Here is a 15289-nt window from a genome sequence, read left to right on the forward strand (position 1 = left end):
CAGCTCAGCCCAGGCGGGCCTTGAGGCCTGCCAGTTCGGACTGCAGGGCTTCGGGCAGCGAGCCCCCGAAGTTGGCGAACCAGTCTTCAATGGAGGCCAGCTCGGTAGCCCACTCGGCGGGATCGACCTTGACGGCCTCCTCAACCTGCGCAGCTGTCATGTCCAGGCCTTCGAGGTCGATGGCCTCGCCGGTGGGTACGTAGCCGATGGGGGTTTCGACGGCGTCCGCCGTGCCTTCGAGGCGCTCGATGGCCCACTTGAGGACGCGGGCGTTGTCACCGAAGCCGGGCCAGGCGAAGCCGCCTTCGGAGTTCCGGCGGAACCAGTTGACCAGGAAGATCTTGGGCAGGCGCTCCGGGTTTGCCTTGGCGGACAGGTTTACCCAGTGGTTCAGGTAGTCGCCTGCGTCGTAGCCGATGAAGGGCAGCATGGCCATGGGGTCGCGCCGGACCACACCGACCGCGCCGGCGGCGGCAGCGGTGGTTTCGGAGGACAGGGTGGAGCCCATGAAGATGCCGTTGGACCAGCTGCGGGCCTCGGTGACCAAGGGAATGGTGGTCTTCCGGCGGCCGCCGAACAGGATGGCGGAGAGCTCCACGCCGTCCGGGCTGAAGTACTCCTCGGCCAACATGTCGATCTGGTCGATCGGGGTGCAGAAGCGTGAGTTCGGGTGGGCCGCGGGCTTGTCCGAATCCGGCGTCCAGGAGTTGCCCTGCCAGTCGGTAAGGTGCGCGGGCACCTCGTCCGTCATGCCCTCCCACCACACGCCGCCGTCGTCGGTCAGCGCCACGTTCGTGAAGATGCTGCTGCCCTTGGCGATGGCCCGCATGGCGTTGGGGTTGGTGCCCCAGCCGGTACCGGGTGCCACGCCGAAGAGGCCGGCCTCGGGGTTGACGGCCCGCAGCTCGCCTTCCTTGCCGAACCGCATCCAAGTGATGTCGTCACCGAGGGTTTCAACCTTCCAGCCCTTGATGGTGGGATCCAGCAGGGCGAGGTTGGTCTTGCCGCAGGCGGAGGGGAAGGCCGCGGAAATGTAGTACGTCTTCTGCTCGGGGGAGGTCAGCTTGAGGATGAGCATGTGCTCTGCCAGCCAGCCTTCGTCGCGGGCCATGACGGAGGCGATCCGCAGGGCGTAGCACTTCTTGCCCAGCAGCGCGTTTCCACCGTAGCCGGAGCCAAAGGACCAAATGGAGCGCTCTTCGGGGAAGTGGACGATCCACTTGTCCGGGTTGCACGGCCACGGGACGTCATCCTGGCCCGGTGCCAGCGGCGCGCCCAGGGAATGCAGGGCCGGGACGAAAAAGGCGTTGGTCTCGGTGATCCGGTTCAGGACATCCGTGCCAATGCGGGCCATGATGCGCATGGAGGCAACAACGTAGGCGCTGTCAGTGATTTCCACGCCAAACTTGGGGTCCTCGGCATCCAGGTGGCCCATGACGAACGGGATGACGTACATGGTGCGGCCGCGCATGGAACCGGCGAAGAGCCCGCGCAGCTTGTCCTTCATCTCGCGCGGGTCCATCCAGTTGTTGGTGAAGCCGGCGTCACGCCTGTTTTCCGAGCAGATGAAGGTCTGCTCCTCGACGCGGGCAACGTCGGCGGGATCCGAGAACGCGGCGAAGGAATTGGGGAACAGGTCCTGGTTGAGGCGCGTGAGCGTTCCGGCAGCGACGAGTTCGTCGGTCAGGCGGGTGTTTTCCTCTTCGGACCCGTCAACCCAGTAGATGCGGTCCGGCTGCGTAAGCTCAGCAACCTCTTCGACCCATGCCAGCAAGCCGGCATGTGTGGTGGGTGCTTTCTCAAGCAGCGGCTTCTGCGCCAGATCGCCCATTGCAGTTCCCTTCCTCGGGTTCATCGGTGTGAGCTAAATGCTATGGTCCGGACCACTGGAGTTTTTTGGGAGCTTGACTGACATCTCCGGTCACGAAAAGTGAATTCCGCGGAAATCCAAGGAATTTTTGCCGCAGAATCGCGGATTAAGTGACAAAGGTCACCTATACCGGTCTAGTTGCCGAGATTACAAGGGTTTCGATTTGGCACTACGGCCCCGCCTCGCGTAAAGTAATTCGAGGTTCGGGGAGAGCGGTTCTTCTCCCGGGACACGGAATGCGCCCATAGCTCAGCTGGATAGAGCGTCTGTCTACGGAACAGAAGGTCAGGGGTTCGAATCCCTTTGGGCGCACCAACAAGGTCCGCACCGGCTCGCCGGTGCGGACCTTTTTTGTACCCTCCAGGCGCCGCGTCCCGGCTAGGCTGTGCACATGATGCCCGAGGCCGCTGAGCGCGAATTTGATGTTGTTGTTATCGGCGCAGGCGCCGTAGGGGAAAACGTGGCGGGCCGCGTGGTACAGGCGGGCCTGAGCGCCGTCATGGTGGAAGCAGAACTTGTTGGCGGTGAATGCTCCTACTGGGCATGCATGCCATCCAAGGCACTGCTCCGGCCCGGCACCGCCCTGCATGGGGCGCAGACCACCCCCGGCGCCAAGGAAGCCGTCACCCGAACCCTGGACGCCGCAGCCGTCCTGGCCCGCCGCAATTACTTCACGTCCAACTGGCAGGACGACAGCCAAGTCAGCTGGGCGGAGGACACCGGCATCGAGCTGGTGCGCGGCCACGGCTGGCTGACCGGGCCCAAGGCGGTTGAAGTGGCGGGCCTGGATGGGGCGCAACACCTGCTGCGGGCCAGGCACGCGGTGGTCCTGGCCACCGGTTCCACCCCCAACAACCCTCCCTTCGAGGGGCTGGAGGACGTGCAGGTCTGGGGCACCCGGGAAGCGACCTCCGCGGCTGAGATCCCCGAACGCCTCACGGTCCTGGGCGGCGGAGTGGCCGGCACGGAGCTCGCTCAGGCCTTCGCCCGCCTGGGCTCGAGCGTTACCCTGGTGGCGCGCAGCGGCCTGCTGGGCACCTTTCCGGAGGAAGCGGCGGCGCTGGTTGCGGCGGGATTGCGGGCAGACGGCGTGACCCTCCGGCTGCATACGGCCACCGAACGGATCAGCGCAAACGAGGACGGTACGCTCACCGTCAGCCTGGGCGACGGAACCACCGTCACGGCAGAAAAGGTCCTGGTCTCCACCGGCCGGCACCCGGCGCTGGAAGGCCTCGGCCTGGAAAGTGTCGGCTTCGAGCCCGGAGAATCGGGCCACCTGAGCCTGTCCACGGACACCACCGGCCTCGTGGAAGGGACCCCCGGCGACGACGACTGGCTGTACGCCGTGGGGGACGCCGCCGGGAAGAACCTTTTCACCCACCAGGGCAAGTACGAGGCCCGCGCCACCGGTGACGCCATCGCCGCCCGGGCCAAGGGTGGGCTCAAGGGAGCCCCGGGCGACTGGACCAGCTGCGCCCAGACGGCCAACCAGCACGCCGTACCCAGCGTCGTCTTCACGGATCCGGAACTGGCGAGCGTGGGGCGCACGCTGGAAACTGCCAGGAAAGACGGCTACAACGCCTCGTCCGTGGAGCTGCCCATCCAGGTGGCTGGCTCCTCCCTGCACTCCGAGAACTACGAGGGGTGGGCGCAGCTGGTGGTTGACGAAGACCGCAAAGTCCTCCTGGGCGCCACCTTCGCCGGGCCCGATGTGGCCGAGCTACTCCACGCGGCCACCATCGCGGTAGTGGGCGAAGTTCCGCTGGACCGGCTATGGCACGCGGTCCCTTCCTACCCGACCATCGGTGAGGTCTGGCTGCGGCTGCTGGAGAAGTATGGCCTGTGAGTCGTATTTGAACTGACCGGTCAGTTTGGTTAGTCTTGATGCAGACTTCTTCTGCGAAAGGCAAGCCTTGCTCTCAGCACACCAGCTCCAGGCCAAAGGTCGCCGGGACCCGCTGCTTCCTCCCACGTCCCTGACGGTTGCGCGTGGCGAGCTGCTGCTCGTTGCCGGCGACCGGCAGGACCAGCGCACCGCGCTGGCACTCCTGCTCAGCGGCAGGATGAAGGCCACCGGCGGCGGGCAGCTCAGCTGGGACGGCAACTCCCGGACCAAGCAGCTCCGCCTCGCCGCGGCCCTGGTGGACTCCCCCGGCGTCAATGAGCCGGAGGAACACCTCAGCGTCCGCGACCTGGTCACCGAGGACCTGGCCCTGATCCCCCGCCGCTACCGTGGCGCCCTGCTCAGCCGGCCCTGGCTCAAGGTCAACCGGTTCGAGGACATCGCGGACCTGTGGACCGAACAGCTCGAGCCGCGGCGGCGGCTTGAGCTGCTCACGGCGCTGGCCCTCGCCAACCCGGGCACCGACCTGCTGGTGGTCGACTCCCCTGACCGGCACAGCGCGGATGACCTCACCTGGCTGCCGCGCCTCCAGGCGTTGGCATACGACGCCGGGCGCCCCCTCGCCGTCGTAGCGGCCGTCAGTGCCGTCCCCGCCTCGTGGGACGGACCGGTTGCCCACATCGGCAACGAGGCACCCGAACCCGCGCCGGAACGGATGCCCGAAACCGAACCCGATGCCCCGGGCGGCAAGCACTCAGCGGAGTCCACGCCTGACCGGGAAAACCAGGAAACCGAACTCGAAACCGAGGTTGCCAAGTGACTGTCCTGCGGCTGGCCCGCTCCGAACTCAAGCGCATGACCGGCGGTCTGCTGCCCAAGCTGACCATCCTGGCGCTGACCATGGTCCCGCTGCTCTACGGTGCGGTGTACCTGTACGCGAACTGGGATCCTTACGGGCACCTCAACAGCCTCGACGCCGCACTGGTGGTCGAGGACTCCGGCGCCACCGCTGCCGACGGCACCCGGCTGGAGGCCGGAACCAAAGTGGCGGACAGCCTGGTGGAGGGCAACGTGTTCCACTGGGTTCCGGTGTCCAGCTCAACGGAGGCCGACGCCGGAGTCAGCAGCGGCCAGTACGCCTTCGCCCTGAAGATCCCCAAGGATTTCTCGGCAAACCTGGTCTCGCCGGGCAGCTTTGATTCCGCGAGCCAGGCCATGCTGAACGTCACCACGAACGATGCCAACAACTACCTGTTGAGCACCATCGTGGACAAACTGACCACGGCCGTCCACACCACGGTGGCCAAGGAGGTTGGGGAGGAGACCGCCAACCAGCTGCTCACCGGCTTCGGCACCATCCACAGCAAGATGGTCCAGGCCGCGGACGGCGCCGCCCAGTTGGCCGACGGAGTGGCCACCCTCAGGGACGGAACGGTCACCCTCCACGAGGGCACCACCGCCTTGAGCAGCGGCGCCGACCAGTTGTACGCCGGCCAGCTGAAGCTGCGGGACGGCGCCAACCAGCTGACCGACGGCGCGGGGCAGCTCAGCAACGGATTGTCCACGCTGAAGGACAAGACCGCCACGCTGCCCTCCGATACCCAAACGCTTGCCTCCGGCGCGGCCCAGGTGGCTGCCGGGAACGCCCAGCTGAACACCAAGGTCCAGGATGTGGCGTCCCAGCTCGAAGCAGCCGACCAGGGGCTGCGCGGCCGGGTGGTGGAGTCCAACGGCAGGCTGGTCGCCTCGGGTGTCCTGACCCAGGAACAGGCTGACAAGGTGCTGGCTGATTTCGATGCCGCCGCAGCGTCCAGCCCTGTGGCAGCAGCCAAGGCCAAGATCCAGACGGACGCCGAACAGGTCCAGCAGCTGGCCGACGGCTCCCAGGCGGTCAGCGTCGGCGCAGCCCAGCTGGCTGCCGGGATGCCGGCCCTGAAGGACGCCATCGGGCAGGCTTCGGCCGGGGCGAACCAGCTGCACACAGGGGCCGCAGCGCTGGCAACCGGTGAGCAGTCCGCCGTCGACGGCGCCTCCGGCCTTGCGGACGGGGCGCGGAAAGTGGACGCCGGCGCGGCCCAGCTCGCCGATGGTGCGGGCCAGGCCGCCACCGGCTCCCGTACCCTGGCCGACGAGATCGGAAAGGGTGCCGGCCAGGTTCCCAACCCGGACGACACACAAAAGAGCAACCTCTCCCAGGTGATGGCCGATCCTGTGGCGGTCAGCAATGTCTCGCAGGCCAAGGCCGGTTCCTACGGCGCAGGGCTGGCACCGTTCTTCCTCACGCTCGCCCTGTGGATCGGGATCTTCATGCTGATCCAGGCGATGCGGCCCATCACCCAGCGGGCCCTGGCCTCGAACGCGCCCTCGTGGAAGATCGCGCTGGGCGGCTGGCTGCCGTTCCTGCTGGTCTCGGTGGTGCAGGCGTCCCTGCTGACCCTGGTGGTGGATGTGGCGCTGGGGTTGAACCCGGCGCACCCGGTCCTGATGTGGCTGTTCCTGCTGGCCGCGGCGATGGCGTTCAGCGCCCTCATCCAGGGGATCGTGGCCTTGTTGGGCTCCCCGGGCAAGCTCGTGGTGCTGATCCTGCTGGTCCTGCAGCTGGTGTCCTCCGGCGGCACGTTCCCGTGGCAGACCACCCCGGAGCCGCTGCATGCTGTGCACCAGGTCCTTCCCATGGGCTACGTGGTGACCGGGATGCGGCACCTGATCTACGGCGCGGACCTGTCCATGATTGTTCCCACCCTGGTTGGCCTGCTCGGGTACACGGTACTGGGCGCCGGCCTGTCCACCCTGGCGGTGCGCAAGAACAAGTACTGGACACTCAAGACGCTGAAACCGGAGATTGCCGTATGACCACCGAACCCCAGGCCGGGGCAAAAGCGCTCCGGCCTGCCCGGACCAACGCCACCCGCCAGAAACTCTTCGACGCCTCCATGGAGCTCATCGGCGAACGCGGGGCGGCCAACGTCACGGTGGACGAGATCGCCGCGGCGGCAGGAGTGTCCAAGGGCACGGTCTATTACAACTTCGGCAGCAAATCCGAGCTGATCGCCCAGTTGCTGCGGCACGGGGTGGACATCCTCAAAGCACGCCTGCTTGAGGCCGCTGACGGCGGCAGCGGCCGGGACCCGCTGCTGGCCATGGAAGCGATGATTGGCCAGGCCATGGACTTCATGGCCGAATACCCTTCCTTCGCCCGCCTGTGGGTCAGCGAGAACTGGCGGATCCCCAGCGAATGGCAGGGCACCTTTGCGGTCCTGCGCGGGGAGCTCCTCGAGGTCATCGGCCAGGCCGTGGAAAGCGTGGCCGCGGCCTATCCGGTGGATGGCTCGGTGTCCCGGGGCAGCCTGGAGACAGCCATCTTCGGCGCCTGCTTCGTAGTGGGCCTGGACCGGCAGACCTACAATCCTGAGCGCACCCGTGACCAAAGTGTTGCAGCAATCATGGCCATCATGCGCGGCTACGTCCTGGGGGAGGCCGCTCCTCGGGGATGATGGAGCACATGCGCCATACCGGAAAGAGCGGAAAATTTGCGGTGATCTGCGGCGTCGTCGCCGCCGGGCTCCTGGTGCTCACGGGGATGACCCTTGCGGAGCCGGTGTTCGTCGCGTTCCTTGGCGTGCTGGCGCTGGCGTACCTGGCTGCGGTGGCCGAAATCGTGGTCCGCCGCCGGCGCTTCGCCCTGCTCGCCGCGGGGACCGGAACTGCCCTGGCCCTCGGCTTTTCCTTGGCGTTCCTCAGCACCTGGACGCTGGCGTACGACGACCAGTCCTCCTTCCTGGGCACCCCGCTGCCCACCCGCGACCCGGACAACTACTTCCTGGGCGCCGGGGTTGCGGCCGTCGCGACTTTCGGAATCCTCTTCCTGGGCGCGCTCTGGCCGGGCCGGCGGCGTACAGCACCGGTCCGCAGGCCGGCCGGAACCACCAGGCGCCCGGCGGCCGCACCACGGGCGGGCACCCGGGCCACATTGCAGGGCACCGCACCGCAGCGCAACCCATCGCAGCGGTCCGGGCCGCCGCGCAGCCCGCGCGGTGCCGCACCACGGGCCGGCCAGGCCTCCGGGCCCCACGCATCCGGCGTCCAGGCGTCCCCCGGTCAGCGGACGTCGGCCTCCCGCGCTCCCGCCCGCGGGACATCGGCGGCAGCCAAGCGCCCGTCGTCGTCCGCGTCTCCGGCCCCCAAACCGGCACCACGGCCCGGCAGCGGCTCAGCCCCGCGCCGCTGACGGCGCCCGCCCGTTCCGGTGATCACCGCGGTCGCGACGCCACCCAGGAGAAGCAGTCCGCCCGCCAGTTCCGTTGCCGACGGCACCTCTGCGAGGACCAGCCACGCCGCGCTCATGCCCACCACCGGGACCAGGAGCGTGAAGGGCACCACGGCCGACGACGGGTGGCTGGCAAGGAGCCGGTTCCAAATGCCGTAACCCACCAGCGAGGCAAAGATTGCCGTGTACAACGCGCTGAGCACGGTGGGCATCTGCAGGGTGGCCAGCGACTGCCACACCGTATCCGGGCCGTCCACCAGCACGGACAATGCGCCCAGCGGAAGCGGGACCACAGCCCCGGACCAGACCACCAGCCCCAGGCCGGAGGCGGCTTTGGCCTTCCGGGCCAAGACATTCCCGGCGGCCCATGACAACGCCGCGGCCAGGACAATGACCAGCGGGAGCAGCGGCGCCACAGCGCTGCGTCCTGCCGCCACGACGGTGAGTCCGGCGACGCCCAGCACGACGCCCGCCAGCTGCCGCCGGCTGGGGCGTTCGCCCAGGAAGCCCGCGGCAAGGAGGACGGTCAGCAGGACCTGCGCCTGCAGGACCAGGGACGCGAGCCCCGCGGGCATGCCCAAGGCCATGGCCAGGTACAGGAGGCCGAACTGGCCGGCGCTCATGAAGAGTCCGACGCCGAGGATGGCCTTCCAGCCGACGTCCGGTTTCCTGATGAAGAAGATCCACGGAAACACCACCAGGACGAAGCGCATGGCGACGAACAGCAGCGGCGGGAAGTCGTGGCCGCCGGCGTGCAGCCCGAGGTCGATGGCCACAAAATTCAGGCCCCACAGCAGGGCGACAAGGACGGCTAGCAGGGAATCGCGCAGGTTCACAATCCATACTCTGACAGGGCCGCGGATGAAGCACCAGCGCTGGTTTATACCGTGAATCATGTACCTTTGCTTCATGATTGATATTGGCTCCCTGCGGGCCCTCGCAGCGGTGGAGCAGCACGGTTCCGTCATTGCGGCTTCGGAGGCCATGGGGTTCAGCCCATCGGCCGTGTCCCAACAGGTGAAGAAGCTGGAGAAGGAAGCCGGCTTCGCGGTGCTGGAGCGCCGGGGCCGCGGCGTCCTGCTCACGGAGCGCGGACTGGCCCTGGCGGCGTACGGCCGGCGCATCCTGGCCGAACTGGAGGAACTGCAGTCCACGCTCCTGGCAGATCCGGCCACACCCAGCGGCAGCCTCCGGGTGGTGTCATTTTCCACGGCCTGCCGCGGACTGGTGGGCCCGCTGCTGGCACAGCTCGAAAAGTCAGGGGTGCCGTTGGGTATCTCCGTACTGGCCGAGGATCCGCGGGAAGCCGTGGCCCGGGTGGCCAACGGGGAGGCGGACCTCGGCCTGGTGCACAACTGGAATTCGGTGCCCTTGGTGATCCCGGAGCATCTGACGCTGGAGTGGCTGTGCGAGGATGTGGCGGACGTCCTGGTGCACCGCAGCCATCACCTGGCGGGGCGCCCTGCGGTTGCACCGGCGGAGCTTGTTGACGAACGCTGGATCAGCACGCCGGCGGGGGCAATCTGCAACGAAGCCCTGCTGCGGATTTTCGCGGATTTGGGCCGGGTGCCGGACATCCGGGTGTACGATCCCGATTTCGCGACGCATATTGCGATGGTGGAGCAGGCGGTGGCGGTGGCGCTTGTTCCCCGGCTGGGGCGGCCGGCACTCCCCCGGGATGTGGTGGCCGTTCCGGTGGTCAACCCGGTCCAGGCCCGCCAGGTTGGGCTCATCCATCGCAAGACCATGACGGCCAGCCCCGGCATCAGGCACGTCGCGGGCCTGCTGCGGGAGATTGCCGCAGGCAGGGTTGCCGCTAGTGGGCCCGGGGAACTTTGAACCGGGTAATCCTGGCGTCCTGCCCATCCAGTTCCGCCCAGGGTTTCTCTGTCTCCAGCACGGTCAGCGCATTGGTGGGGAAGCGGGTGGCGGCATCCATGTAGGCGTCGTGGTCGGAGTCCCGGGAGGCGAGGTGCATTGCCAGGTCCTGCACGCCGGGCAGGTGCGCGATCAGCATCAGCGTGGTCACGGTGTCCGGCACGTGGTTGACCACGGTGAGCATCCGCTGCGCTGAGGCCGCATACAAGCCGTCTTCAAGCTTGGGCGTGGGCGCCTTGTCCCCCAGTTCGGAGCAGACCCAGGTGCACGTCTGCCGGGTGCGCAGGGCGCTGGAGCACAGGATGAAGTCGGGGACGATGTTGTGCTTGAGCAGCCACCGCCCGGCGAGCGGTGCTTCCCGGTGTCCGCGTTCCTCGAGCGGCCGCTCATGATCGGCCACCCCGCCCGGCCAGTCAGCCTTGGCATGGCGCATGATCACGAGGCGTCGAACATGGTGCGAACTCATGGCCCAAGCCTAGCCAATCCCGTGGGCCCCTAAGTTGGTCCCGCAAAATGCTCCCCGCCCGGTGGGGCAGGACGGGTGGAACCCGACGCTAGATGGAGTACTCGGGAGCGGCCCAGACAACAACCTCGGGGTGCTCGTAGAACCGGTAGCCCTGGCCGCGGACCGTGCGGACGGTATTGGCAAGGCGGCCCAGCTTGGAACGGAGGCGCCGGATGTGGACGTCGATGGTGCGCTCATTGGGCACCTCTTCGGCGTTGCGCCACAACCCTTCGAGCAGTTCGTCGCGGCCCACGGTGCGGGTGCCGTTCTCAACGAGGTAGTTGAGGAGTTCAAATTCCTTGAAGGTGAGGTTCAGGGATTCACCATCGAGGTGGACTTCGCGGCGCGCGAGGTCGATCAGGACACCGGAGGGGCGCGGTTCCTGCGGCTGCGCAGGACGGGCGGCCTCGGTGCGCTGGCGGGAGTTGACCGTGGGGTCGCCGAACGTGGAACGGACGACGTCGAGTGCGGACCCGGGGGTGCCTGCGGGAGCTACCGCAACGGCGGCGTAGCTCTCGGCACCGGAAACCAGCGACTGGGCGTAGGCACGGATTTCCTGGGCGAGCTTGGCGATGGAGGTGCCGGCTGCTGCCGCGGTTTCCTCATCGATCCCCATGTACAGGACGAACCCGCGGGCCACATTGTCATTGGCCACCGGGCGGACAGCATTCGGACCGGCCACCACGGGCGTGGGGGCCGTGACGGGAGCGGCCTCGGCAGGCTGGACGGCGCGGAGCTGGCCGTAGGAGTTCGGGTTGTATCCCTGCGGGGCGTAGCCCTGCGCGGGGAAGGCGCTTCCGGAGGTGGGAGCGAGCGACGGGCGGGGCCCGAAACCGGGGCGCAGGCCGGAGGGCTGGCCTGCCTTGGCGGCGTTACGGACGGAGATGTGGACGTATCCGGATGCAACTGACATGGAATGCTTACCTCAATGTGAATGGCCGCGCTCGCGGCTCGAATGCTGGATTCCCCGTCAACGCGGACCGGGGAGGGACGCCCGACGCTGGGCTGGGGGGCGAATGCCTAAGAACTTCAGGGGTGCGAAGGTCAGGCGTGCATTCGACAACAGCGCATGTCGGCAGCAGCGGATGTGCTGGGCCAATATTCTGCGGCTGCAGGTGCTGTTGAGTTCTTGTTCACATTGGAAGTGTGCAGCGTAACAATGCCAACTTGCAAGTAACAATGGACCAATTCGTCCACATGGTGAGACAAAACCGTCGATTGTGTTTTAGATCACTATTTCGAGATGGGGAAATAATAACGTTCGTTATCCGGAGGAAAGCCCCGGATAGCCGCCCACTCGGAAGATAATTCGATGGAACGCTAATTCTCCGAATCTCCCTGAAATTCAATCGCTTGACATAGAATCGGCCGGACGACTGGAGCCCATGTCCAGTCCCGGTCCTGCCGGCGGCAGATTTTTTTGCCCGGACGGCGGGCGTGGGCCGGCGGCAGGACCTGCCTGGGAGTGGTACGGCATGCCGGGATCAGTTGCTGCTGGTTCCGGCACCTGCCGAGGTACCGGAACCGGCGGTGGCAAGCTGGATGGCTTGGACGGTGTAAGTGTCGCCGTCCTTGAGCGCGGTCACCCGAACGCTGGATCCCGCGGTCACGTTGGACAAGCTAAGCGTGCCACCAGTGGAAGTGCCCCCGCGCTGCCTCATCCCCTGGGTGACCTGCACATCGGAGCCCACGGCATAGGTCCGGGAGAAGCCGTCCTCGCTCTTGACCGTCAGCGACGTGGCCGACACATCCGTCACCGTGCCCGCCTGGCCCGCCATGGTCACGTAGTTCGAACCTTCCAGGACCACATACTCGGAGTGGATGGCAGCGTTCAGGCCTGCCGCCCCCATGCCCAAGCCACCGGGCCCCCGTCCATTCCCATGCCGCCGGCCGTGCCGCCGTTGGTACCGGCCTGGCTGCCCGGCCCGGCCATGCCGTTCTGCCCGCCGGGACCGAGCTGGCTGACCGCGCCGGCGCCTTGGGCGTTGGCTGCTGAGCCCGAGCCGTTTCCGGCAGCGTAGGCGCCGGCGCCGGCCGCTGCGCCCAGGACCACGGCCGCGCCCCCAACCAGGAGTCCCTTCTTAGCCGTCCACGCACCTTTCTGCCCGCGGGACGCCGAGGTGGAAGCGTACTGCTGCGGTGCGCCCCAACCAGTGCCGCCGCTGTGCACCTGGCCGTTTGCCGGCGGAGTACCCCACCCTGCCGATCGCGGACCTTCCACGGGCGTTCCCCAACCCTGCGAAGGCTGCTCCTGCCCGACCGTTTCGTATGCTCCCCCGCCCTGGTTGGCCGGGAACTCCCGGTCGTGGGCCGCCGCGCCGTGGCCGCTGCCCTCTGGTGAGCCTCCCCAGACGGGGGCCGCCGCGCCGTGGCCGCTGCCCTCTGGTGAGCCTCCCCAGACGGGGGCCGGCTGCCGGTTCTGCCCTGATGTGCCCGGGGCTGGCTTGGTGTTGTGCTCGTCCATTGTCATTCTCCAAGAAGGTCGAAACTGCTGGTGGTGATGCTGTCTGTTCCAACAGGCTCTGCCGAATTGCTGTGCAGAGGCTGTGCAGCAGGCCACCACGGCCTGTGACCTGCACGCTTCCGCCTGCACGGGCAGGCTCCTGGCCTCGGGTCCAGGTGGCTAGGCTGGAGCTCACAGCTGGAACACAGCAACGGCAAAGCACCGGCACACCGGTAGATCGGAGAGTTGTCCCATGGCATCCCCGCACTCCATGACCAACAACCTGCCCCAGCTCTCCCATCCCGACGGCTCTCCGATCCGGGCCCTGGTGGTCGATGACGAACCCAGCCTGTCGGAGCTGATGAGCATGGGCCTGCGCATGGCGGGCTGGTCCGTGGCCGTAGCCGGGGACGGGCCCACGGCCGTCAAGCTTGCCAAGGACTTCCATCCGGACGTCCTGGTGCTCGACGTCATGCTGCCGGGGTTCGACGGCGTGGAGCTGCTGGGCAGGATCCGCGCCTTCGCGCCGGAGGTGCCCGCGCTGTTCCTGACCGCAAAAGACGATGTCCAGGACCGGATCGTGGGGCTGGCAGCCGGCGGCGACGACTATGTGACCAAGCCCTTCAGCATGGAGGAAGTCCTGCTGCGCCTGCACCGCCTGGTCCAGCGCTCCGGCGTGGCCGCCATGGATACGGCCGAACTGGTGGTTGGCGACCTGGTCCTCAATGTGGACACCCGGGAGGTCACCCGGGCCGGGGAGGAAATCCAACTGACGGCCACGCAGTTTGAACTCCTCCGCTACCTCATGGAAAACCCCAAGCGCGTGGTGAGCAAGGCCCAGATCCTGGACCACGTGTGGGACTACGACTTTGGCGGCCAGGCGAACATCGTGGAGCTGTACATCTCCTACCTGCGCAAGAAGCTCGAAGCCAACCATCCGCCCATGATCCATACGGTGCGCGGAGCCGGCTACGTCATCAAACCCGCAGACTAGCCAAAGGAAACGCGTGTCTCTTTCCGGGGTTCCCCGGCCCACCGGCCGCTCGTGGTTCAACCCTGCCACCTGGCATCTTCGGACCCGCCTGATCCTGCTCTCCATGGCCCTCCTGGTGGCCATCTCGAGTGCGATCGGCGTGGTCAGCTACGCCTCGATGGACGTCGTCCTCTCCAAGCAGTTGGACGAGCAGCTGACCATGGCTTCACGCGGCCGCCCGCCCGAGGGCAATCCCTCGGGCCGACCGGATCCGCTCGACGCGCGGGGTCAAAGCGTGGGAACACTCAACGCCAGGGTGGTGGGTGGCCAGATCACTCGGGAAGCGGGTTTCCTGTCCGCGGATTTCACCCGCACGCCGCTGACTTCCCGGGACACGGCCACCCTGCAGGCCCTCCCCCGTGACGGCAGCCCGGTTGACCGGGAACTGTCCAACGGCGACTACCGGCTCATGGCGACACAGACCCCTTATGGCGACGTGGTGATCACCGGGCTGCCGCTGGCAACCAAGGAAAGCACCGAGGCCTCGCTGGTGTTGACGATGGTGCTGGTGTCACTGGGCGGCCTCGTCCTGATCGGGCTGGCCGGCACGGCGTTGATCCGCCGGACCATGCGGCCGCTGGAGCAGCTCTCCGACGTCGCCACCAAGGTTTCCAAGCTGCCGCTCGACGCCGGCGAGGTAGCCCTGGCGGTGCGTGTCCCGCCGTCGGCAGCGCATCCCACCACGGAAGTGGGCAGCGTGGGGCACGCGCTGAACCTCATGCTGGACAACGTCTCCAGCGCTCTCGAAGCCCGGCAACGGAGTGAGATGAAAGTGCGCCAGTTCGTGGCGGACGCCTCCCATGAGCTCCGGACCCCATTGACCGCCATCCGCGGATACACCGAGCTGATGCGCATGACCGAAACCCTCACCGAGGACGGCCAAAAGTCGCTGGGCAGGGTGCAAAGCCAGTCTGAGCGCATGACCGCCCTGGTGGAGGACCTGCTGCTGCTGGCCCGGCTGGATGAGGGCAAGGCGACCGAAACCACCGATGTGGACCTCACCCAGCTGGTGATCGAAACCGTCAGCGACGAAAAGGTCATGGCACCGGACCACACCTGGCAGCTGACGTTGCCCGATGAACCGGTAACCGTCCGCGGCGACACCACCCAGCTCCACCAGGTCCTGGCCAACCTGCTCTCGAACGCCAGGAAGCACACGCCGGCCGGCACCACCGTCACCACCGGGGTCATGCGCTCCGCCGACGGCAGCGTGGTGGTCACGGTCACCGACGACGGACCCGGGATTCCCGCCGAGTTCCAGGGCAACATCTTCTCCCGGTTCACCCGGGCCGATGCCTCCCGTTCAGGCTCCGAAGGATCGTCCGGGCTGGGGCTTTCGATCGTCGAATCCATCGTCGCGGCCCATGGCGGCACCGTGGAACTCGCCTCCCGGCCGGGCAGGACCGAGTTCGCCGTCCGCCTGCCGGCAGCGGCAACCGCCACCTCCTGA

The 15289-nt window shown here is 67.3% G+C and carries 13 protein-coding genes and 1 tRNA gene; 8 read left to right on the forward strand and 6 right to left on the reverse strand.

Translation table 11 applies throughout. The annotated features are described in order from the left end of the window. Window positions 1-4: 4 nt before the first annotated feature. The gene (locus AC4EEO_RS15545; protein ID WP_018762387.1) at window positions 5-1831 is read right to left on the reverse strand and encodes a phosphoenolpyruvate carboxykinase (GTP); all 1827 of its coding nucleotides are present in this window, start codon (window positions 1829-1831) and stop codon (window positions 5-7) included. A 277-nt stretch (window positions 1832-2108) separates the two neighbouring features. Between AC4EEO_RS15545 and AC4EEO_RS15550 the strand changes: the two genes are divergently transcribed. The 5 genes from AC4EEO_RS15550 (at window position 2109) to AC4EEO_RS15570 (ending at window position 7207) form a co-directional block, all read left to right on the forward strand. Then, window positions 2109-2185, forward strand: a tRNA-Arg gene (locus tag AC4EEO_RS15550). Window positions 2186-2261: 76 nt separating this feature from the next. Then, entirely contained in the window at window positions 2262-3716 is a 1455-nt protein-coding gene (locus tag AC4EEO_RS15555) for a dihydrolipoyl dehydrogenase family protein (protein WP_491339219.1), read from the forward strand. Between the two features lie 67 nt (window positions 3717-3783). Next, complete coding sequence (locus tag AC4EEO_RS15560; protein WP_491339220.1) at window positions 3784-4533, forward strand: P-loop NTPase family protein; 750 nt, start codon at window positions 3784-3786, stop codon at window positions 4531-4533. After that, complete coding sequence (locus AC4EEO_RS15565; protein ID WP_491339221.1) at window positions 4530-6566, forward strand: YhgE/Pip family protein; 2037 nt, start codon at window positions 4530-4532, stop codon at window positions 6564-6566. Before AC4EEO_RS15560 ends, AC4EEO_RS15565 begins: the two co-directional genes overlap by 4 nt. After that, window positions 6563-7207, forward strand: coding sequence for a TetR/AcrR family transcriptional regulator (locus tag AC4EEO_RS15570; protein WP_018762391.1), 645 nt, complete (start codon window positions 6563-6565; stop codon window positions 7205-7207). The genes AC4EEO_RS15565 and AC4EEO_RS15570 overlap by 4 nt, the downstream gene beginning before the upstream one ends. Window positions 7208-7811: 604 nt before the next feature. Here the strand turns inward: AC4EEO_RS15570 and AC4EEO_RS15575 are convergent. Then, entirely contained in the window at window positions 7812-8816 is a 1005-nt protein-coding gene (locus tag AC4EEO_RS15575; protein WP_491340434.1) for an EamA family transporter, read from the reverse strand. 73 nt (window positions 8817-8889) lie between these two features. Here AC4EEO_RS15575 and AC4EEO_RS15580 point away from each other — a divergent pair, with 73 nt between their 5' ends. Beyond that, entirely contained in the window at window positions 8890-9819 is a 930-nt protein-coding gene (locus AC4EEO_RS15580) for a LysR family transcriptional regulator (RefSeq protein ID WP_491339222.1), read from the forward strand. Here the strand turns inward: AC4EEO_RS15580 and AC4EEO_RS15585 are convergent. The 4 genes from AC4EEO_RS15585 to AC4EEO_RS15600 form a co-directional block, all read right to left on the reverse strand. After that, a complete protein-coding gene (locus AC4EEO_RS15585) occupies window positions 9797-10324 on the reverse strand; it encodes a SixA phosphatase family protein (RefSeq protein WP_026264758.1) in 528 nt (175 codons plus the stop codon). The genes AC4EEO_RS15580 and AC4EEO_RS15585 overlap by 23 nt on opposite strands. Window positions 10325-10412: 88 nt before the next feature. Further along, entirely contained in the window at window positions 10413-11276 is an 864-nt protein-coding gene (locus AC4EEO_RS15590) for a winged helix-turn-helix domain-containing protein (protein ID WP_018762395.1), read from the reverse strand. Window positions 11277-11847: 571 nt separating this feature from the next. Then, window positions 11848-12213, reverse strand: coding sequence for a hypothetical protein (locus AC4EEO_RS15595; RefSeq protein ID WP_491339223.1), 366 nt, complete (start codon window positions 12211-12213; stop codon window positions 11848-11850). After that, a complete protein-coding gene (locus tag AC4EEO_RS15600) occupies window positions 12195-12827 on the reverse strand; it encodes a hypothetical protein (protein WP_491339224.1) in 633 nt (210 codons plus the stop codon). The genes AC4EEO_RS15595 and AC4EEO_RS15600 overlap by 19 nt, the downstream gene beginning before the upstream one ends. A gap of 232 nt (window positions 12828-13059) precedes the next feature. Between AC4EEO_RS15600 and AC4EEO_RS15605 the strand changes: the two genes are divergently transcribed. Both AC4EEO_RS15605 and AC4EEO_RS15610 read left to right on the forward strand, forming a co-directional pair. Further along, window positions 13060-13800, forward strand: coding sequence for a response regulator transcription factor (locus tag AC4EEO_RS15605; protein ID WP_018762397.1), 741 nt, complete (start codon window positions 13060-13062; stop codon window positions 13798-13800). A 13-nt stretch (window positions 13801-13813) separates the two neighbouring features. Continuing rightward, window positions 13814-15289, forward strand: coding sequence for a sensor histidine kinase (locus AC4EEO_RS15610; RefSeq protein ID WP_109044753.1), 1476 nt, complete (start codon window positions 13814-13816; stop codon window positions 15287-15289).

The sequence above is a fragment of the Pseudarthrobacter sp. MOO13 genome, assembly GCF_058267655.1.